Annotated in this window: 18 protein-coding genes and 1 pseudogene; 15 read left to right on the plus strand and 4 right to left on the minus strand. The window is 62.6% G+C overall.

The genetic code is table 11. From position 1 onward, the window contains the following. Nucleotides 1-194: 194 nt before the first annotated feature. Nucleotides 195-1,598 (plus strand): annotated as a pseudogene (locus tag ACMTA2_RS00125) (phosphomannomutase/phosphoglucomutase); the annotation flags it as partial. Nucleotides 1,599-1,625: 27 nt separating this feature from the next. Beyond that, nucleotides 1,626-2,531, plus strand: coding sequence for an acetylglutamate kinase (argB, locus tag ACMTA2_RS00130; RefSeq protein ID WP_025216133.1), 906 nt, complete (start codon nt 1,626-1,628; stop codon nt 2,529-2,531). Nucleotides 2,532-2,702: 171 nt separating this feature from the next. On the opposite strand, the gene pyrE is transcribed toward argB, so the two are convergent. Continuing rightward, complete coding sequence (gene pyrE / locus ACMTA2_RS00135; RefSeq protein WP_413793208.1) at nt 2,703-3,347, minus strand: orotate phosphoribosyltransferase; 645 nt, start codon at nt 3,345-3,347, stop codon at nt 2,703-2,705. An 82-nt stretch (nt 3,348-3,429) separates the two neighbouring features. Between pyrE and crc the strand changes: the two genes are divergently transcribed. Continuing rightward, nucleotides 3,430-4,209: a catabolite repression control protein Crc gene (gene crc, locus ACMTA2_RS00140; RefSeq protein WP_013694557.1), complete on the plus strand. Its 780-nt coding sequence runs from the start codon at nt 3,430-3,432 to the stop codon at nt 4,207-4,209. A 177-nt stretch (nt 4,210-4,386) separates the two neighbouring features. Here crc and ACMTA2_RS00145 read toward each other — a convergent pair whose 3' ends face one another. Together ACMTA2_RS00145 and rph are read right to left on the minus strand one after the other, a co-directional pair. Continuing rightward, a complete protein-coding gene (locus tag ACMTA2_RS00145; RefSeq protein WP_413793209.1) occupies nt 4,387-4,755 on the minus strand; it encodes a DUF4870 domain-containing protein in 369 nt (122 codons plus the stop codon). A gap of 31 nt (nt 4,756-4,786) precedes the next feature. Next, the gene (gene rph, locus ACMTA2_RS00150) at nt 4,787-5,509 is read right to left on the minus strand and encodes a ribonuclease PH (protein ID WP_003177262.1); all 723 of its coding nucleotides are present in this window, start codon (nt 5,507-5,509) and stop codon (nt 4,787-4,789) included. Nucleotides 5,510-5,788: 279 nt separating this feature from the next. Here rph and ACMTA2_RS00155 point away from each other — a divergent pair, with 279 nt between their 5' ends. The 6 genes from ACMTA2_RS00155 to ACMTA2_RS00180 all read left to right on the plus strand — a co-directional run bounded on the left by ACMTA2_RS00155 (nt 5,789) and on the right by ACMTA2_RS00180 (nt 11,080). Beyond that, nucleotides 5,789-6,652: a YicC/YloC family endoribonuclease gene (locus ACMTA2_RS00155; protein WP_413793210.1), complete on the plus strand. Its 864-nt coding sequence runs from the start codon at nt 5,789-5,791 to the stop codon at nt 6,650-6,652. 10 nt (nt 6,653-6,662) lie between these two features. Beyond that, nucleotides 6,663-7,283: a guanylate kinase gene (gene gmk, locus ACMTA2_RS00160; protein ID WP_003206877.1), complete on the plus strand. Its 621-nt coding sequence runs from the start codon at nt 6,663-6,665 to the stop codon at nt 7,281-7,283. 167 nt (nt 7,284-7,450) lie between these two features. Beyond that, nucleotides 7,451-7,714: a DNA-directed RNA polymerase subunit omega gene (rpoZ, locus tag ACMTA2_RS00165; protein WP_003177259.1), complete on the plus strand. Its 264-nt coding sequence runs from the start codon at nt 7,451-7,453 to the stop codon at nt 7,712-7,714. Between the two features lie 60 nt (nt 7,715-7,774). After that, nucleotides 7,775-9,880 (plus strand): bifunctional GTP diphosphokinase/guanosine-3',5'-bis pyrophosphate 3'-pyrophosphohydrolase, encoded by a 2,106-nt coding sequence (gene spoT / locus ACMTA2_RS00170; RefSeq protein ID WP_413793211.1) that lies wholly within the window; start codon nt 7,775-7,777, stop codon nt 9,878-9,880. Nucleotides 9,881-9,903: 23 nt separating this feature from the next. Next, on the plus strand, nt 9,904-10,284 hold the full coding sequence (locus ACMTA2_RS00175) for a RidA family protein (RefSeq protein WP_003176922.1): 381 nt from the start codon (nt 9,904-9,906) through the stop codon (nt 10,282-10,284). Nucleotides 10,285-10,339: 55 nt separating this feature from the next. Next, a complete protein-coding gene (locus tag ACMTA2_RS00180; RefSeq protein ID WP_413793212.1) occupies nt 10,340-11,080 on the plus strand; it encodes a hypothetical protein in 741 nt (246 codons plus the stop codon). Nucleotides 11,081-11,201: 121 nt separating this feature from the next. Here ACMTA2_RS00180 and ACMTA2_RS00185 read toward each other — a convergent pair whose 3' ends face one another. Continuing rightward, a complete protein-coding gene (locus ACMTA2_RS00185) occupies nt 11,202-12,059 on the minus strand; it encodes an SDR family oxidoreductase (protein ID WP_413793213.1) in 858 nt (285 codons plus the stop codon). Nucleotides 12,060-12,246: 187 nt separating this feature from the next. Between ACMTA2_RS00185 and exbB the strand changes: the two genes are divergently transcribed. From exbB to ACMTA2_RS00215, 6 genes are all read left to right on the plus strand, one after another. Further along, nucleotides 12,247-13,218: a tonB-system energizer ExbB gene (gene exbB, locus ACMTA2_RS00190; protein ID WP_413793214.1), complete on the plus strand. Its 972-nt coding sequence runs from the start codon at nt 12,247-12,249 to the stop codon at nt 13,216-13,218. A gap of 6 nt (nt 13,219-13,224) precedes the next feature. Continuing rightward, entirely contained in the window at nt 13,225-13,653 is a 429-nt protein-coding gene (gene exbD / locus ACMTA2_RS00195; protein ID WP_413793215.1) for a TonB system transport protein ExbD, read from the plus strand. Then, on the plus strand, nt 13,650-14,408 hold the full coding sequence (locus ACMTA2_RS00200; protein ID WP_413793216.1) for an energy transducer TonB: 759 nt from the start codon (nt 13,650-13,652) through the stop codon (nt 14,406-14,408). Before exbD ends, ACMTA2_RS00200 begins: the two co-directional genes overlap by 4 nt. A 323-nt stretch (nt 14,409-14,731) precedes the next feature. Beyond that, entirely contained in the window at nt 14,732-15,652 is a 921-nt protein-coding gene (locus tag ACMTA2_RS00205; protein WP_413793217.1) for a hydrogen peroxide-inducible genes activator, read from the plus strand. A 9-nt stretch (nt 15,653-15,661) separates the two neighbouring features. Then, on the plus strand, nt 15,662-17,737 hold the full coding sequence (recG, locus tag ACMTA2_RS00210; protein WP_413793218.1) for an ATP-dependent DNA helicase RecG: 2,076 nt from the start codon (nt 15,662-15,664) through the stop codon (nt 17,735-17,737). A gap of 79 nt (nt 17,738-17,816) precedes the next feature. Beyond that, a complete protein-coding gene (locus tag ACMTA2_RS00215; RefSeq protein ID WP_413793219.1) occupies nt 17,817-19,214 on the plus strand; it encodes an aminoacyl-tRNA deacylase and HDOD domain-containing protein in 1,398 nt (465 codons plus the stop codon). Nucleotides 19,215-19,230: the final 16 nt, after the last annotated feature.

Below are 19,230 nucleotides of genomic sequence, written 5' to 3' on the forward strand. Positions count from 1 at the left end.
GCAAAAAATGCGCAATGGCTTTCTGCTAGGTTTCCCATCCGGAATCAATGTATTAGGCGAGCCAGGCCGGGGTAACGCTGTCTCATGGCAATTTCCCACCACGAACTCTCTGTCGAAAACGCCGTCATACCCTTCAGCTTGAGCCTGCCGACACCCAGTGTCGGCCTGTCCAGTCACTTTCCTGATAGAGCGCCCCGCCCATGAACACCCCAGCCGCAATTGCCCCGATCTTCCCCGAGAGCATTTTCCGCGCCTACGACATCCGTGGCGTGGTACCGGAAACCCTCACCGCCGAAACCGCCTACTGGATCGGTCGCGCCATTGGCTCCCAGAGCCTGGCCCAAGGCGAACCGAACGTATGCGTCGGCCGTGACGGCCGCTTGTCGGGCCCCGAGCTGGTCGAACAATTGATCAAAGGCATTGCCGACAGCGGCTGCCATGTCAGCGACGTGGGCCTGGTGCCGACACCGGCGCTGTACTACGCCGCCAACGTGCTGGCCGGCAAATCCGGGGTCATGCTCACCGGCAGCCACAACCCGTCGAACTACAACGGGTTCAAGATCGTCATCGCCGGCGACACCCTTGCCAACGAGCAGATCCAGGCCCTGCACACCCGTCTCAAGACCAACGACCTGAGCAGCGGCCAGGGCAGCGTGACCAAGGTCGACATTCTTGAGCGCTACAACGACGAGATCGTCAAGGACGTGAAGCTCGCCCGGCGCCTGAAAGTGGTGGTCGATTGCGGCAACGGCGCGGCCGGCGTGATCGCCCCGCAACTGATCGAAGCCCTGAACTGCGAGGTCATCCCACTGTTCTGCGAGGTCGACGGCAACTTCCCCAACCACCATCCGGACCCGGGCAAGCTGGAAAACCTGCAAGACCTGATCGCCAAGGTCAAGGAAACCAACGCCGACCTGGGCCTGGCTTTCGACGGCGACGGCGACCGCGTGGGCGTGGTGACCAATACCGGCAGCGTCGTGTTCCCGGACCGCCTGCTGATGCTGTTCGCCAAGGACGTGGTGGCGCGCAACCCGGATGCCGAGATCATTTTCGACGTCAAATGCACCCGTCGCCTGGTGCCGCTGATCAAGGAATATGGCGGCCGTCCACTGATGTGGAAAACCGGTCACTCGTTGATCAAGAAGAAAATGAAACAAAGCGGCGCCCTGCTGGCCGGCGAAATGAGCGGCCACATCTTCTTCAAGGAACGCTGGTTCGGTTTTGACGACGGCATCTACAGCGCCGCGCGCCTGCTGGAAATCCTCAGCAAGGAAAAATCCAGCGCCGAAGCGCTGTTCGCGACCTTCCCGAACGATATTTCTACGCCAGAAATCAATATCCATGTGACCGAAGAGAGCAAATTCAGCATCATTGATGCACTGCACGACGCCCAGTGGGGCGAAGGCGCCGAACTGACCACCATCGACGGTGTACGGGTCGACTACCCACAAGGCTGGGGCCTGGTTCGCGCCTCCAACACCACACCGGTGCTGGTGCTGCGTTTCGAGGCCGACAACGAGGCTGAACTGCAGCGCATCAAGGATGTGTTCCACACCCAACTCAAACGTGTTGCACCTGATCTCCAACTACCGTTTTGATTTTTTGAAGCACTACCGGAGCCCTGAATGACCCTCGAACGCGAAGCCGCCGCCAACACCGCCAAGGTCCTGTCCGAAGCGTTGCCTTATATCCGACGCTACGTCGGCAAGACCCTGGTGATCAAATACGGCGGCAACGCGATGGAAAGCGAGGAGCTCAAGACCGGCTTCGCCCGCGACATCGTGCTGATGAAGGCCGTGGGCATCAACCCGGTGGTGGTCCACGGTGGCGGCCCGCAAATCGGTGACCTGCTCAAGCGCCTGTCGATCGAGAGCCACTTCATCGACGGCATGCGCGTGACCGACGCGCAGACCATGGATGTGGTGGAAATGGTCCTTGGCGGCCAGGTCAACAAGGACATCGTCAACCTGATCAACCGTCATGGCGGTAGCGCCATTGGCCTGACGGGCAAGGACGCCGAGCTGATCCGGGCGAAGAAACTCACCGTCACCCGCCAGACACCGGAGATGACCCAGCCGGAAATCATCGACATCGGTCACGTGGGCGAAGTGGTCGGTATCAATACCGATCTGCTGAACCTGCTGGTCAAGGGCGACTTCATCCCGGTGATCGCGCCCATCGGCGTGGGCGCCAACGGCGAGTCGTACAACATCAATGCCGACCTGGTGGCGGGCAAGGTGGCCGAGGCACTGAAAGCCGAGAAGCTGATGCTGCTGACCAACATTGCCGGCCTGATGGACAAGACCGGCAAGGTCCTGACCGGGTTGTCGACGCAACAGGTCGATGACCTGATCGCCGACGGCACCATCTACGGCGGCATGCTGCCGAAGATTCGCTGCGCGCTGGAAGCGGTACAAGGCGGCGTTGGCAGCTCGCTGATCATCGACGGTCGCGTACCGAATGCGATCCTGCTGGAGATCTTCACCGACACCGGCGTGGGTACGTTGATCAGCAATCGCAAGCGTCCTTAAGCGATTCTGGTAAAAAAAGACCCCGCTCAACCTGGTTGAGCGGGGTCTTTTTTTGTCTGACGACTGTGGGAGCGAGCTTGCTCGCGATAGCGGTGGGTCAGTCAATAGAATGCTGAATGATAAGCCGCTATCGCGAGCAAGCTCGCTCCCACAAGGCTTGGCGCAAGCCTTTTAGACACCAAACTGCGCGCGATAAGCCTCGACCGCCGGCAAATGCTGCTTGAGTTGCGGATCGTCGGCCAAAAATTCCAACACCTGGTTCAGCGACACGATGCTGATCACTGGGATGCCGAAATCGCGTTCCACTTCCTGGATCGCCGACAGTTCACCGTTGCCGCGCTCCTGGCGGTTCAAGGCGATCAGCACGCCAGCAGCCTTGGCGCCGTCCTGGGAACCGATGATCTGCATCACTTCGCGAATGGCGGTGCCGGCGGTGATTACGTCGTCGATGATCAGCACATCGCCGGTCAGCGGCGCGCCAACCAGGCTGCCGCCTTCGCCGTGGGCCTTGGCTTCCTTGCGGTTGAAGCACCAAGGCAGGTCGCGGCCATGGTGTTCGGCCAGGGCGACGGCGGTGGTGGCGGCCAATGGGATGCCTTTGTAGGCCGGGCCGAACAGCACGTCGAACGGGATGCCGCTCTCGACGATGGCCGCCGCATAGAAACGACCCAACTGCGCCAGGGCGGAACCGGTGTTGAACAGCCCGGCATTGAAGAAGTACGGGCTGGTGCGCCCGGACTTGAGGGTGAATTCACCGAAGCGCAAAACGCCGCGATCGATGGCAAAGCGAATGAAATCGCGCTGATACGCCTGCATGAAAAAAGCCTCAAATACCGCGGATTTAGCTAAATAGGTACACGGCGTGTATCATACACGCACGTGATTTTTGGGGCCATTTATGCGGATCATCAGTGTGAACGTCAATGGTATTCAGGCTGCAGTCGAGCGTGGTTTGCTCAGTTGGCTGCAAGCACAGAATGCCGACGTCATCTGCCTGCAGGACACCCGCGCCTCCGCCTTTGAACTGGACGATGCAGCCTTCCAACTGGATGGTTACTTCCTTTATGCCTGCGATGCCGAAGTCCCCGCCCAGGGTGGCGTGGCTTTGTACTCGCGGCTGCAACCGAAGGCTGTCATCAACGGTCTCGGTTTCGAGACGGCGGACCGCTACGGGCGCTACCTGCAAGCCGATTTCGACAAGGTCAGCATCGCGACCTTACTGCTCCCTTCGGGGCAGAACGGCGATGAAGATTTGAATCAGAAATTCAAGTTGATGGACGACTTCGCCCGTTACCTGGATAAACAGCGGCGCAAACGTCGCGAGTACATCTATTGTGGCTCGCTGTACGTGGCGCAACAGAAGCTGGATATCAAGAACTGGCGCGACAGCCAGCAATCTCCGGGCTTCCTGGCGCCGGAACGGGCCTGGATGGACGAGATCATTGGCAACATGGGGTATGTCGATGCCCTGCGCGAAGTCAGCCGCGAAGGCGACCAATACAGCTGGTGGCCAGACAACGAACAGGCCGAGATGCTCAACCTCGGCTGGCGCTTCGACTACCAGTTGTTGACGCCCGGGCTGCGCCGCTTCGTACGCAGCGCCCGCCTGCCGCGCCAGCCACGGTTCTCGCAGCATGCGCCGCTGATCGTGGATTACGACTGGACGCTGACGATCTGAGTGTCGTTTCGCAGCCACAAAAAAACCGACAGTCGATGTCGGTTTTTTTGTGGGCGATCATTTTCCCCTGTGGGAGCGAGCTTGCTCGCGATTAGGGCCTAACGTTCAGCATCAATGCTGACTAGCCCGCCGCCATCGCGAGCAAGCTCGCTCCCACAAAGGCCAGGTTGCCGATCGTTATTTAACCAGTCGCCAGGTAAACGGGTACCGATACGGCTGCCCCTCATTGGCCTTGACCCCGGCAATGATGGTCAGCACCAGCGCACCGATGGCCACCAGGCCAAACAGGAAGAAGCCGATCACCACGATCATCAGCAGGAGGCTGATCGCCGAGGCAATCGCCACCGTGATCTGGAAATTCAGCGCTTCCTTGCCCTGGGCATCGATAAACGGATCGGATTCACGCTTGAGTTGCCAGAGCACCAGCGGCCCGATCAGCGTACCGAACGGAATCCAGATCCCCAACAAGGCGGACAGGTGACAAAACATCGCCCATTGACGCGCCTCTTTGCTCGGCTGGGGCAGCAGGATTTGTTCATCACTCATGACACTCTCCTTGTCTTGAAGCGGAAATCGATCAGTCAGCCAAGGCGGCCTTTTGCAGTTCGAAGATTTCGTTCATGCCTTTCTTCGCCAACTCCAGCATAGCGTTCAATTCTTCCGGCTGGAACGGCGCGCCCTCGGCGGTACCCTGGACCTCGATGAAACCGCCAGCGCTGGTCATGACCACGTTCAGGTCGGTCTCGGCGGCGGAGTCTTCCAGATAATCCAGGTCCAGCACCGGCTCGCCCTGGTACATGCCCACGGACACGGCGGCGATCATTTGCTTGAGCGGGTCGCCGCCCTTGAGGCCGCCGCGCTTCTTGATCACCTTCAAGGCATCGACCAGCGCAACCATGGCCCCGGTGATGGAGGCCGTACGCGTCCCGCCGTCAGCCTGGATCACGTCGCAGTCGACGTACAACGTCACGTCGCCCAGCTTGGACATGTCCAGGGCGGCGCGCAGCGAACGGCCGATCAGGCGTTGGATTTCCAGGGTCCGACCGCCCTGCTTGCCACGGCTGGCCTCACGCTGGTTCCGCTCACCGGTGGCGCGCGGCAGCATGCCGTATTCGGCGGTCAGCCAGCCCTGGCCCTGCCCTTTGAGGAACCGTGGCACGCCGTTTTCGACGCTGACGGTGCAGATGACCTTGGTATCACCGAATTCGACCAGTACAGATCCCTCGGCGTGTTTGGTGTAGTTGCGGGTAATGCGGATCGAGCGAAGCTGATCGGCAGCGCGACCACTTGGACGTTTCATAGGGAATACCTGTACAGGGGACGGAAAACTGCCGAGCATTATAGAGCCGTGAACCGTGATAGGGCAGTTAAACGTGGCGCAGTTCTAAAAAGCCAGCGCGCGCGAAGCGGCTCAAAAGCCCGCCCGACGGGCTGCTGTGCTTTGTTGCCGCAGCTGTTTGGGCGCTTGCGTCCCACTGCGCTACAATCCTGCGCCTTTGCTGCCCTTCAGCATCTACCCACAGATCCCCGGCCCCCCACACCCCTTGGTTGTGGCCGGCCTGCATTGCGAGGAACTCCCATGGTGCACAGCATGACCGCCTTCGCCCGCGTCGAGAAAGCCGGGGCCCAAGGTACGCTGAGCTGGGAACTGCGCTCGGTCAACAGTCGTTACCTGGAGCCCCACCTGCGCCTGCCCGAATCCTTCCGGGACCTGGAAGGCGGCGTGCGCGAAGCGCTGCGCCAGGGCCTGTCCCGGGGCAAGCTGGAATGCACCCTGCGTTTCATCGAAGAAAGCACGGGCAAAACCCTGCAAGTGGACCGCGAGCGCGCCGCGCAATTGGTCGCCGCCGCCGAAACCGTCGCCAGCCTGATCAAGCACCCCGCCGCCCTGAACCCACTGGAAATCCTGGCCTGGCCCGGCGTGCTGGTGGGTGATGCGAGCGACCCGCAAGCGTTGAACGCCGAGGCGATGGCGCTGTTCAATGAGGGGCTCAAGGAACTCAAGGCCGGTCGCGAGCGTGAAGGCGCGGAGCTGGCCCGGCTGATCAACGAGCGCCTGACCTCCATCGAAGCAGACGTCAGCACCCTGCGCGAGCTGGTCCCGCAGATGCTCGCCACCCAGCGCCAGAAGGTCCTCGACCGCTTCGCCGACATGAAGGCCGAACTGGACCCACAACGGCTGGAACAGGAAATGGTCATGCTCGCGCAAAAGAGCGACGTGGCCGAAGAACTGGATCGCCTGAGCACCCACATCATCGAAGTTCGCCGGGTGCTCAAGTCCGGCGGTGCGGCCGGTCGCCGCCTGGACTTCCTGATGCAGGAACTCAACCGCGAAGCCAATACACTGGGCTCCAAAGCCTTCGACCCGCGCAGCACCCAGGCGGCGGTCAACCTCAAGGTGTTGATCGAGCAAATGCGCGAACAAGTGCAGAACATTGAGTAAGGCTAACCACATGACCCACAGCACCGGCACTCTCTACATCATTTCCGCGCCCTCGGGCGCCGGCAAGACCAGCCTGGTCAAGGCGCTGATCGACGCCGAGCCGCAGATCCGCGTCTCCGTGTCCCACACCACCCGTGCCATGCGCCCAGGCGAAGTGAACGGCGTGAACTATCACTTCGTCGACCGCGAAGAGTTCGTGAAGATGGCCGAGCACGGCGACTTCCTGGAGCGTGCCGAAGTCTTCGGCAACCTTTATGGCACCTCGCAAAGCTACCTGCAGCAGACCCTGGACGAGGGCCATGACCTGATCCTGGAAATCGACTGGCAAGGCGCCGAGCAGGTGCGCAAACTGATGCCCCAGGCCCGTTCGATCTTCATCCTGCCGCCGAGCCAGCAGGCCTTGCGCCAGCGCCTGACCAACCGCGGCCAGGACAGCGACGACATCATCGAAGGCCGGATGCGTGAAGCGGTCAGCGAAATGAGCCACTACGTCGACTACGATTACCTGATCATCAACGACGATTTTGCCCACGCGCTGGACGATCTGAAGGCGATTTTCCGCGCCAGCCAGCTGCAACAGAAACGCCAGCAACAACGTTTCGGTAAATTATTGGCCGAACTGTTGGGCTGAACAGCCCTTCCCAAAACCGCTGCGACGGCTTTACATTGGTACTCGCAGCGCGCCGAGGGGTTTGGTTAAAAAATCAGCGCTTCCCTAAACGCTGGTGTTTTTTTAAACTGTCGAGTCCGCTCGCCCAACCGGGCAGCGCGCATATTGCATTCGCTCCGAGGAATACCATGGCCCGCGTAACCGTTGAAGACTGCCTAGAACACGTGGAAAACCGCTTTGAGCTGGTCATGCTCTCTACCAAGCGTGCCCGTCAACTGGCCACCGGCGGCAAAGAGCCATTGGTCCAGTGGGAAAACGACAAGCCTACCGTGGTAGCGCTGCGTGAAATCGCCGAAGGCCTGATGAGCTACGAGTTCATCGCCAACGCTGAAATCGTCGAAGACGAACCGCTGTTCGCAGCGTTCGAGGACGAGTCCAACGAGGCGGTCTAAGCCTATGCCTGGTCGACGTAGCACGGCGCAGGGTCACAGCAAACGGCAGGAGTCATCATCATGCCGAGCATAGACGCCCTCGCCGATCGCTTATCGGCCTACCTCGGCACGGACCAGGTCAACCTGGTCCGCCGAGCCTATTTCTACGCCGAACAAGCCCACGACGGCCAGCGCCGCCGCAGCGGCGAGGCGTACGTCACGCATCCCCTTGCGGTGGCGAATATTCTTGCCGACATGCACATGGACCATCAGAGCCTGATGGCCGCGATGCTGCATGACGTGATCGAAGACACCGGCATTGCCAAGGAAGCGCTGCAAGCGCAGTTCGGCGAAACCGTGGCCGAACTGGTCGACGGGGTCAGCAAGCTGACCCAGATGAACTTCGAGACCAAGGCCGAAGCCCAGGCCGAGAATTTCCAGAAAATGGCCATGGCCATGGCCCGCGACATCCGCGTGATCCTGGTCAAGCTCGCCGACCGCCTGCACAACATGCGCACCCTGGAAGTGCTGTCCGGCGAAAAACGCCGGCGCATCGCCAAGGAAACCCTGGAAATCTACGCCCCCATTGCCAATCGCCTGGGCATGCATGCGATCCGCATCGAGTTCGAAGACCTGGGCTTCAAGGCCATGCACCCGATGCGTTCGGCGCGGATCAACCAGGCCGTCAAGCGCGCCCGGGGCAACCGCAAGGAAATCGTCAACAAGATCGAAGAGTCCCTGAGCCACTGCCTGGCCATCGACGGCATCGAAGGCGAAGTCAGCGGGCGACAGAAACACCTCTACGGCATCTACAAGAAAATGCGCGGCAAGCGTCGGGCCTTCAACGAGATCATGGACGTCTACGCGTTCCGGATCATCGTCGACAAGGTCGACACCTGCTACCGCGTGCTGGGCGCTGTACATAATTTGTACAAACCGTTGCCAGGGCGCTTCAAGGATTACATCGCGATCCCCAAGGCCAACGGCTACCAGTCGTTGCACACCACCTTGTTCGGCATGCACGGCGTCCCGATCGAAATCCAGATCCGCACCCGCGAAATGGAAGAGATGGCCAACAACGGCATCGCCGCCCACTGGCTCTACAAGTCCAGCGGTGACGAACAACCCAAGAGCACCCACGCCCGCGCCCGACAGTGGGTCAAGGGCGTGCTGGAAATGCAGCAGCGCGCCGGCAACTCCCTGGAATTCATCGAGAGCGTGAAGATCGACCTGTTTCCGGACGAGGTCTACGTCTTCACGCCCAAGGGCCGGATCATGGAGCTGCCCAAGGGCTCCACGGCCGTGGACTTTGCCTACGCCGTACACACCGACGTCGGCAACAGCTGCATCGCCTGCCGTATCAACCGCCGCCTGGCACCGTTGTCCGAGCCGCTGCAAAGCGGCTCCACGGTGGAGATCGTCAGCGCCCCCGGCGCACGGCCCAACCCGGCGTGGCTCAACTTCGTGGTCACCGGCAAGGCCCGGACGCACATCCGCCACGCACTGAAGCTGCAACGTCGCTCCGAATCCATCAGCCTCGGCGAACGCCTGCTGAACAAGGTCCTGAACGGTTTCGACAGCGCACTGGACAAGATTCCAGGCGAGCGCGTGCAGGTGATGCTCCACGAATACCGTCTCGAATTGATCGAAGACCTGCTCGAGGACATCGGCCTGGGCAATCGCATGGCCTATGTCGTCGCCCGTCGCCTGCTCGGCGAAGGCGAACAACTGCCAAGCCCCGAAGGCCCGCTGGCGATTCGCGGCACCGAGGGCCTGGTGCTCAGTTATGCCAAGTGTTGCACGCCGATCCCGGGCGACCCGATTGTCGGCCATTTGTCCGCCGGCAAAGGGATGGTCGTGCACCTGGACAACTGCCGCAACATCAGCGAAATCCGCCACAACCCGGAAAAATGCATCCAGCTCTCCTGGGCCAAGGATGTCACCGGCGAATTCAACGTCGAGCTGCGGGTCGAACTGGAGCACCAGCGCGGCCTGATCGCGCTGCTGGCCAGCAGCGTCAACGCTGCCGACGGCAATATCGAAAAAATCAGCATGGACGAGCGCGATGGCCGCATCAGCGTCGTCCAATTGGTGGTCAGCGTGCACGACCGTGTGCACCTGGCCCGCGTGATCAAGAAACTGCGCGCCCTGGCCGGCGTTATCCGTATCACCCGGATGCGCGCGTAGCCCACCCTTAGCAAGGAGTCCTCATGACCAAGACCGTTATCACCAGCGACAAGGCCCCGGCCGCCATCGGCACTTATTCCCAGGCGATCAAGGCCGGCAACACCGTATACATGTCGGGCCAGATCCCACTGGACCCGAAAACCATGGAGCTGGTGGAAGGCTTCGAAGCCCAGACCGTGCAAGTGTTCGAAAACCTGAAGTCCGTGGCCGAGGCGGCCGGTGGTTCGTTCAAGGACATCGTCAAGCTCAACATCTTCCTCACCGACCTGAGCCACTTCGCCAAGGTCAACGAGATCATGGGCAAGTACTTCGAGCAGCCCTACCCTGCCCGCGCCGCCATCGGCGTAGCCGCGCTGCCCAAGGGCGCGCAGGTCGAGATGGATGCCATCCTGGTCATCGAGTAACAAGGCCGGCGCAGCGTCTCCCGCTGCGCCGTTTTCGTTTTGAAAGGACTCCACCATGCGCAAAGCGCTTGCTCTCCCGCTGCTCGCCTTCCTCCTGGCCGGCTGCGCCAGCGACCCTGCCGACCGTGACATCAGCGGCACCTGGATCAACCAGGCCGCCATCGACGCTGCCGCCAAGGGCGGTCCGCTGCGCGAAGCGCTACAGGCCTACGGCCCGAACCTGGAATGGGACGTCAACACCCGGGCCGGCCAGGCGCGCTACACCAATGGTTTTGAAAACGTCGAAGGCAAGCTGCTGGGTGAAGAAGACGGCGCCTGGAAGGTCGACTTCTACGGCAGCTCCGCCAGCGAACTCAAGCGCGACGGCGACCAACTGAACCAGGCCGCCACCGAGAACGAGCCCGAACAAGTCTTCGACCGCGCGCACATGCAGGTACCGGAAGGCGCCCCTCTCGGTGCCAGTTTCGAACGCACCCTGTACGCCGCCTACCTGGGTGGCACCTGGAACATTCTCAGCGGCCCCGGCCAAGGCGCCACCGTACAGTTCCAGCCCGATGGCCAGGTCAGCGGCCTTCCGGGCGCCGACCGCTACGCCCTGTGCCTGGCAGGCGATTGCGCTTCCATGAGCGGCGGCAACGACAATATCTGGTTGCAACAGAACGGCCAGGGCAACACCTGGATCTTTGCCCGCAATGGCAAGACGCTGGAAATCTTCCAGACCGTGAACGCAGCACTGGCGGATGAAATGCCATCGTTCACGCCGGGCAACCGACAGTGGGTGCTCGAAAAGCAGTAGCACGATCCCTGTGGGAGCGAGCTTGCTCGCGATAGCGGTATAACAGCCAACCTTGATATTGACTGTTTGGGCCTCATCGCGAGCAAGCTCGCTCCCACAGTTTGTTTTGGGGGCTGACGAATCAGCAGCGCCCTTCCAGAATCGCCGCATACCCCTCGCGAAAACTCGGATAACGCGGCGACCAGCCCAGGGCCTTGGCCCGGGCGTTGCTGCAACGTTTGCTACCGGCGCGGCGGACACTGGCGTTTTCGGCCCATTGGGTGACCCCCATGTAGTCGCGCAGCCAGCCCACCACGTCGGCCAGCGCGGCAGGCGTGTCGTCGACGCCGATATAGCAGTCTTCCAGGGGCTTGCCCTGGCGATCGGTTTCCAGCAGAAAGGCCAGCAGGCCCGCCGCGTCGTCGGCGTGGATGCGGTTGGCATACAGGGGCGGATCCTCCACCACGCTGTAGCCCTGGCGCACCTGGCTCAGCAGCCACTCCCGACCCGGCCCATAGATGCCGGTCAGGCGCACGCGGCTGGCCGGGATGCCGCTGTCCAGGGCAACTTGCTCGGCTTCAAGCATCAGCCGACCGGAATAACCGCCGGCCACGGTGGGTGAAGTTTCATCCACCCATTCGCCCTGCTGCTGCCCATAGACGCTGCTACTGGACACGAACAGCAGGCGCTTGGGCCGCTGCCCATGCTGCTTCAGCCAGCTCAACACATGCTGCAACCCTTCGACGTAGGCCGTGCGGTAGCCCGCCTCGTCATGGTCGGTGGCCGCGGCGCTGTAGACCAGGTAATCCAGCGACCCGGTGGGCCAGTCAGCGGGGCATTGCTCGTTGAACAAATCCCCCGCCACCCCGATGACGCCGGCCGGCAGGCGCGAAACCGTACGCCGCAAGCCATGGACTTGCCAATGTTCGGCCAATAACTGGCTGGCCAGGCGGCCGCCGATATCACCGCAGCCGGCGATCAAAACAGAAGGCGCGGACATCAAGAACTCCTCTGGCAAAGCCGCAGACTAGCCTTCGTGGGGGACGAGCGGCTAGCCATGTGAGAAAAAAAGTTACTGTATTACTTTTGTTAACAAGAATTACTTGCAATAATGCTCGCCACTTTTGTTCTCGGCCCGACGAGGCCTGGAAGAACATCAACCTTCTTTTTTCTCAGGTCCGGCCAGCATGAAACGCTCTCTATCCCCCGCTTCGCCAACCAATCGACCTCGTGCCTGGGGCACGGTAGCCGCCTTGCTGTTCAGCCTGCTGCTGGCACCTGCCGCTGCGTTCGCCGATGCACAGACACCGGCCACAACCCCAGCCACCGCACCGGCCGCTGCCCAGGCGCCTGTTGACCCGGCCGCTCCCGTTGCATCGCCGGTCGCCACCGATCCGGCCCCAGCCGTCGAGGCCCAGGCCCCTGAGGTGCTCGAAGCCGACAATACCCTGGGCATGGCCCACGACCTGTCGCCATGGGGCATGTACCAGAACGCCGACGTCATCGTGAAAGCCGTGATGATCGGCCTGGCCATCGCCTCGATCATCACCTGGACCATCTGGATCGCCAAAGGCTTCGAGCTGTTGGGGGCCAAGCGTCGCTTGCGCGGTGAAATCGCCGCGCTGAAAAAAGCCGCCACCCTCAAGGAGGCCAGCGCCACCGCCGCGAAAGAAGGCACCCTCGCCAACCTGCTGGTGCATGACGCACTCGAAGAGATGCGCCTGTCGGCCAACAGCCGCGAGAAGGAAGGCATCAAGGAACGCGTGAGTTTCCGCCTGGAGCGCCTGGTCGCTGCCTGCGGTCGTAACATGAGCAGCGGCACCGGCGTACTCGCCACCATCGGTTCCACCGCGCCGTTCGTCGGCCTGTTCGGCACCGTCTGGGGCATCATGAACAGCTTCATCGGCATCGCCAAGACCCAGACCACCAACCTCGCCGTCGTGGCTCCCGGCATCGCCGAAGCCCTGCTGGCCACGGCCCTGGGCCTGGTCGCGGCGATCCCGGCCGTGGTCATCTATAACGTATTCGCCCGCTCCATTGCCGGCTACAAGGCCCAGGTCTCCGACGCTTCGGCCGAAGTCCTGCTGCTGGTCAGTCGTGACCTCGATCACCTGCCGACCGAGCGCAGCTCGCAACCGCACATGGTGAAAGTGGGGTAATCGGCCATGGGCCTGCATTTGAAAGAAGGCGCAGACGACGATCTGGCCGAGAACCACGAAATCAACGTCACGCCGTTCATCGACGTGATGCTGGTGCTGTTGATCATCTTCATGGTGGCGGCCCCGCTGGCCACCGTGGACATCAAGGTTGACCTGCCGGCGTCGACGGCCAAGCCCTCGCCACGGCCGGAAAAACCGGTGTTCCTCAGCGTCAAGGCCGACCAACGCCTGTTCCTGGGCGAAGACGAGGTCAAGGCCGAAGCCCTCGGCGCGACCCTCGACGCCAGGACCCAGGGCAAGAAAGACACGACGATCTTCTTCCAGGCCGATAAAGGCGTGGACTACGGCGACCTGATGAGCGTGATGGACGCGCTGCGAAGCGCCGGCTACCTGAAGGTCGGCCTGGTCGGACTCGAGACGGCGCCCAAGCAATGATCACGACGCGCCAAAAGCTGACGCGTTACAGCGGTAGCCTGGCGGTGGTGCTGGGCGTGCATGCGCTCGCCATCGCCCTGGCGCTGAACTGGACCACGCGCCCGCCCATCGAATTGCCTCCCCAGGCGATGATGGTCGAGCTGGCGCCGGTGCCAGCGCCGCCGCCACCGGCACCGCCGAAAGTCGTCACACCGCCGCAACCGCCCGAGCCGGTCGAAGAGCTGCCATTGCCCAAGCTTGCCGAAGCGCCGAAGCCGGACATCGCCGTGCCCAAGCCGGTCAAGCCCAAGCCCAAGCCTCAACCGCCCAAACCCAAGCCCGTGGTCGAGAAAAAGCCGGAGCCGCCGAAGGAACAACCGTCGGAGCAGAAACCGAGCGACACCCCGCCGACCCAGGCACCGACCGAGAAGTCCGCGCAACCGGCGCCTGGCCCGTCGCCAGCGCAAACGGCGGCCAAGGCCAACTGGCAAGGCACGCTGCTGGCACACTTGGGCAAGTACAAGAAGTACCCGCACAGGGCCCAGCAGATGAACAAGGAAGGCACCAACCGCCTGCGTTTCGTGGTGGATGCCGAAGGCAACGTGTTGTCATTCGAATTGGTGGGCAGTTCCGGCACAGAGATGCTGGACCGGGCCACCCTGGAAATGATCCGCCGCGCCCAACCGCTGCCCAAGCCACCAGCGGAGCTGCTGACCAACGGCACCATCGAACTGACGGCACCGTTTGTGTATTCCATCGACAAGCGTCGGCGCTGACCTCACATTTGAAAGCCCCTGTAACAGGGGCTTTTTATTTTTGTGGGGGTTTATCCGGGTGGGGGCTTTATCTGTGGCGAGGGGATTTATCCCCGCTGGGCTGCGCAGCGCCCCTAAAAATAGATGACCTCATCTTCCTGACTTCCCGACGAGAGTCGTGTTTTTGGGGCTGCTGCGCAGCCCAACGGGGATAAATCCCCTCGCCACAGATAAATCCCCTCGCCACAGGCATTGGACAGTGTCGCACCGCGCCCCCAGTCTGATAACGTGCGTCTATCGATTGCAGCCGGTATGCTTGGCTCGCAACTTCACGGACGCTCGCCATGACCCTCACAGAATTACGCTACATCGTGACCCTCGCCCAAGAGCAGCATTTCGGCCATGCGGCCGAGCGTTGCCACGTCAGCCAGCCGACGCTGTCGGTGGGCGTGAAAAAACTTGAAGACGAACTCGGTGTGCTGATTTTCGAGCGCAGCAAAAGCGCCGTGCGCCTGACCCCGGTGGGCGAAGGCATCGTCGCCCAGGCACAGAAGGTCCTGGAGCAGGCCCAGGGCATTCGTGAACTGGCCCAGGCCGGCAAGAACCAACTGACCGCCCCGTTGAAAGTCGGCGCCATCTACACCGTCGGGCCGTATCTGTTCCCGCACCTGATCCCGCAACTGCACCGGGTCGCCCCGCAGATGCCGTTGTACATAGAAGAAAACTTCACCCACGTGCTGCGCGACAAGCTGCGCAACGGTGAGCTGGACGCGATCATCATCGCCCTGCCCTTCAACGAAGCCGACGTCCTCACCCTGCCGCTCTACGACGAACCGTTCTACGTCCTGATGCCGGCGGAGCACCCCTGGACCCAGAAAAAAACCATCGACGCCGCCCTGCTCAACGACAAGAGCCTGCTGCTGCTCGGCGAAGGCCACTGTTTCCGCGACCAGGTGCTCGAAGCCTGCCCGACCCTGACCAAGGGCAGCGAAGGGGCCAAGCACACCACCGTGGAATCCAGCTCCCTGGAAACCATTCGCCACATGGTCGCTTCCGGCCTGGGCATTTCGATCCTGCCGCTGTCGGCAGTGGACAGCCATCATTACTCCCCCGGTGTGATCGAAGTCCGCCCGCTGACGCCGCCCGCGCCGTTCCGCACCGTGGCCATCGCCTGGCGGGCCAGCTTCCCGCGGCCCAAGGCCATCGAAATCCTCGCCGACTCGATCCGCCTGTGCTCCGTGGCCAAGCCGCCCGCCGGCAAGTAAGCCGCAGCCATGACTGAGCTGTCGAAAGTGCCGGTCACGACACTCAAGGGTGTCGGTGAAGCCATGGCCGAGAAACTGGCCAAGGTCGGCCTGGAAAACCTCCAGGACGTGCTGTTCCACCTGCCCTTGCGCTATCAGGACCGCACCCGCGTGGTGCCCATCGGTCATCTGCGCCCGGGGCAGGATGCAGTGATCGAAGGCATCGTCAGCGGCGCCGATGTGGTCATGGGCCGTCGGCGTAGCCTGGTGGTGCGCCTGCAGGACGGCACCGGCGGGCTCAGCCTGCGCTTCTATCACTTCAGCAATGCGCAGAAAGAAGGCCTCAAGCGCGGCACCCGCGTGCGTTGCTACGGCGAGGCGCGGCCCGGGGCGTCGGGGCTGGAAATCTACCATCCGGAATACCGCAGCATTACCGGTGACGAACCGCCGCCCGTGGATGAAACCCTGACCCCGGTCTACCCGCTCACCGAAGGCCTGACCCAACAACGCCTGCGCCAGCTCTGCCAGCAAACCCTGACGTTGCTCGGCCCCAGCAGCCTGCCCGACTGGCTGCCCACGGAACTGGCCCGGGATTACCACTTGGCGCCGCTGGCCGATGCGATCCGCTACCTGCACCATCCGCCCGCCGACGCCGACGTGGACGAACTCGCCCTCGGCCATCACTGGGCCCAGCATCGCCTGGCGTTCGAAGAACTGCTGACCCATCAACTGTCCCAGCAACGGCTGCGCGAAAGCCTGCGCTCCCTGCGCGCCCCGGCCATGCCCAAGGCCAAGGATCTGCCGGCCCGCTACCTGGCCAACCTCGGCTTCACCCCCACGGGCGCCCAGCAACGGGTCGGCAACGAAATCGCCTACGACCTGAGCCAGCCCGAGCCGATGCTGCGGCTGATCCAGGGCGATGTCGGCGCCGGCAAGACCGTGGTCGCCGCCCTCGCCGCGTTGCAGGCGTTGGAGGCCGGTTATCAAGTGGCGTTGATGGCCCCTACCGAGATCCTGGCGGAACAGCATTTCATCACCTTCCAGCGCTGGCTCGAACCGTTGGGCATCGAAGTCGCCTGGCTGGCCGGCAAGCTCAAGGGCAAGCACCGCACCGCCGCCCTGGCGCAGATCGCCGAAGGCGCGCCGATGGTGGTCGGCACCCATGCGCTGTTCCAGGACGAAGTGCAGTTCAAGAACCTGGCCCTGGTGATCATCGACGAACAGCACCGCTTCGGCGTGCAGCAGCGCCTGGCCCTGCGACAGAAAGGCGTGGGTGGGCGGATGTGCCCTCATCAACTGATCATGACGGCCACACCGATCCCGCGGACGCTGGCGATGAGCGCCTACGCCGACCTCGACACCTCGATCCTCGACGAACTGCCCCCCGGCCGCACGCCGGTCAATACCGTGCTGGTCACCGATACCCGACGGGTGGAAGTGATCGAACGCGTGCGCAGTGCCTGTGCCGAAGGGCGGCAGGCCTATTGGGTGTGCACGTTGATCGAAGAGTCGGAAGAGCTGACCTGCCAGGCGGCCGAAACCACCTTTGAGGACCTCACCGCCGCCCTTGGCGAATTGAAAGTCGGGCTGATCCACGGCCGCATGAAACCTGCCGAAAAAGCCGCGGTAATGGCTGAGTTCAAGGCCGGCGCCCTGCAACTGCTGGTCGCCACCACGGTGATCGAAGTCGGCGTCGACGTGCCCAATGCCAGCCTGATGATCATCGAGAACCCCGAGCGCCTGGGCCTGGCGCAATTGCACCAGCTACGCGGCCGGGTAGGCCGGGGCAGCGCCGCCAGCCATTGCGTCTTGCTCTATCACCCACCACTGTCGCAGATCGGCCGCCAGCGGCTGGGGATCATGCGCGAAACCAACGACGGCTTCGTCATCGCCGAAAAAGACCTGGAATTGCGCGGTCCCGGTGAAATGCTCGGCACACGCCAGACCGGTCTGCTTCAATTCAAGGTAGCCGACCTGATGCGCGACGCCGATCTGCTCCCCGCCGTACGCGACGCCGCCCAGGCGCTGCTGGAACGCTGGCCCGACCACGTCAGCCCGCTGCTGGATCGTTGGCTGCGGCATGGGCAGCAATACGGCCAAGTGTGAGCACGCGCTCAGTTTTCAGGACCCGCGTGCCGGACAAGCTGGTTATACTGACCAACTTGTAGGAAAACGGATACAGACCATGACAGAAGCTGCCCTCGCCCCCGAACCCCCGCACGCTCCGTCTGTTATTCGGCTGTTGCTCGAGAAGTTGGGCATCGGCTATGACGAAGTACTCGAACGACCCGGCCTGAACCCCGCCCGCAAAGTGCAGGCGGTGTTGCTGCACGATGCCGTTGGCGCGCTCATGGTGCTGTTTCCGCAAAGCCAGCTGCTGGACCTCAACCGCCTGGCCGAACTGACGGGCCGCAAGCTCACGGCGGTGCCGACCGAACGCCTGGAGCGCATGCTCGGCAAACACAATCTGAGCCTGCTGCCCGGCCTGCCGGCGCTGACCAGCTCACCGTGCCTGTACGAAGAAAGCCTGCTGCGCGAACCGAAGTTGCTGATCAACTCCGGCGAGCCGGGGCTGCTGCTGGAAGTGACCAGCGAAGCGTTCAAGACCATGCTCACCAAGGCCAGCGCCGCGACGTTCGGCGAAGCCGTGAGCAACATCACCCCCAACCTGGACCGCCCGCACGACGACCGCAAGGAAATCACCCAGGCCGTACAGGCGTTCACCGCCCGGCGTATCCAGCAACGACTGGAAGAAACCATCGAGATCCCGCCGCTGGCCGAAACCGCGCAAAAAATCATCAAGCTACGGGTCGACCCTGACGCCACCATCGATGACATCACTGGCGTCGTCGAAACCGACCCGGCCCTGGCCGCACAAGTGGTGAGCTGGGCCGCGTCGCCGTACTACGCTTCGCCGGGCAAGATTCGCTCAGTGGAAGACGCCATTGTGCGGGTGCTGGGCTTCGACCTGGTGATCAACCTGGCGCTGGGCCTGGCCCTGGGCAAGACCCTGAGCCTGCCCAAGGACCACCCGCAACACACCACGCCCTACTGGCACCAGTCGATCTACACCGCCGCCGTCATCGAGGGCCTGACCCGCGCCATGCCGCGCGCCCAGCGTCCCGAAGGTGGCCTGACCTACCTGTCCGGCCTGCTGCACAACTTCGGCTACCTGCTGCTGGCCCATGTGTTCCCGCCGCACTTCTCGCTGATCTGCCGGCACCTGGAGGTCAACCCGCACCTGTGCCACAGCTACGTGGAACAGCACCTGCTGGGCATCAGTCGCGAACAGATCGGCGCCTGGCTGATGCGCTACTGGGACATGCCCGACGAACTGGCCACCGCCCTGCGTTTCCAGCACGATCCGCACTACGACGGCGAATACGCCGAGTACCCGAACCTGGTATGCCTGGCCGTACGCCTGCTGCGCTCACGCGGTATCGGCTCCGGCCCGGATGAAGAAATCCCCGATGCGCTGCTGGAGCGCGTAGGGCTGTCTCGGGACAAGGTCAATGACGTGGTCAGCAAAGTGCTTGAAGCAGAAGTGCTGCTGCGGGAACTGGCTTCGCAGTTCAGCCACTGATTGCTGACACAGGCAG

This window comes from Pseudomonas medicaginis, from assembly GCF_965119365.1.
GTDB lineage: Bacteria > Pseudomonadota > Gammaproteobacteria > Pseudomonadales > Pseudomonadaceae > Aquipseudomonas.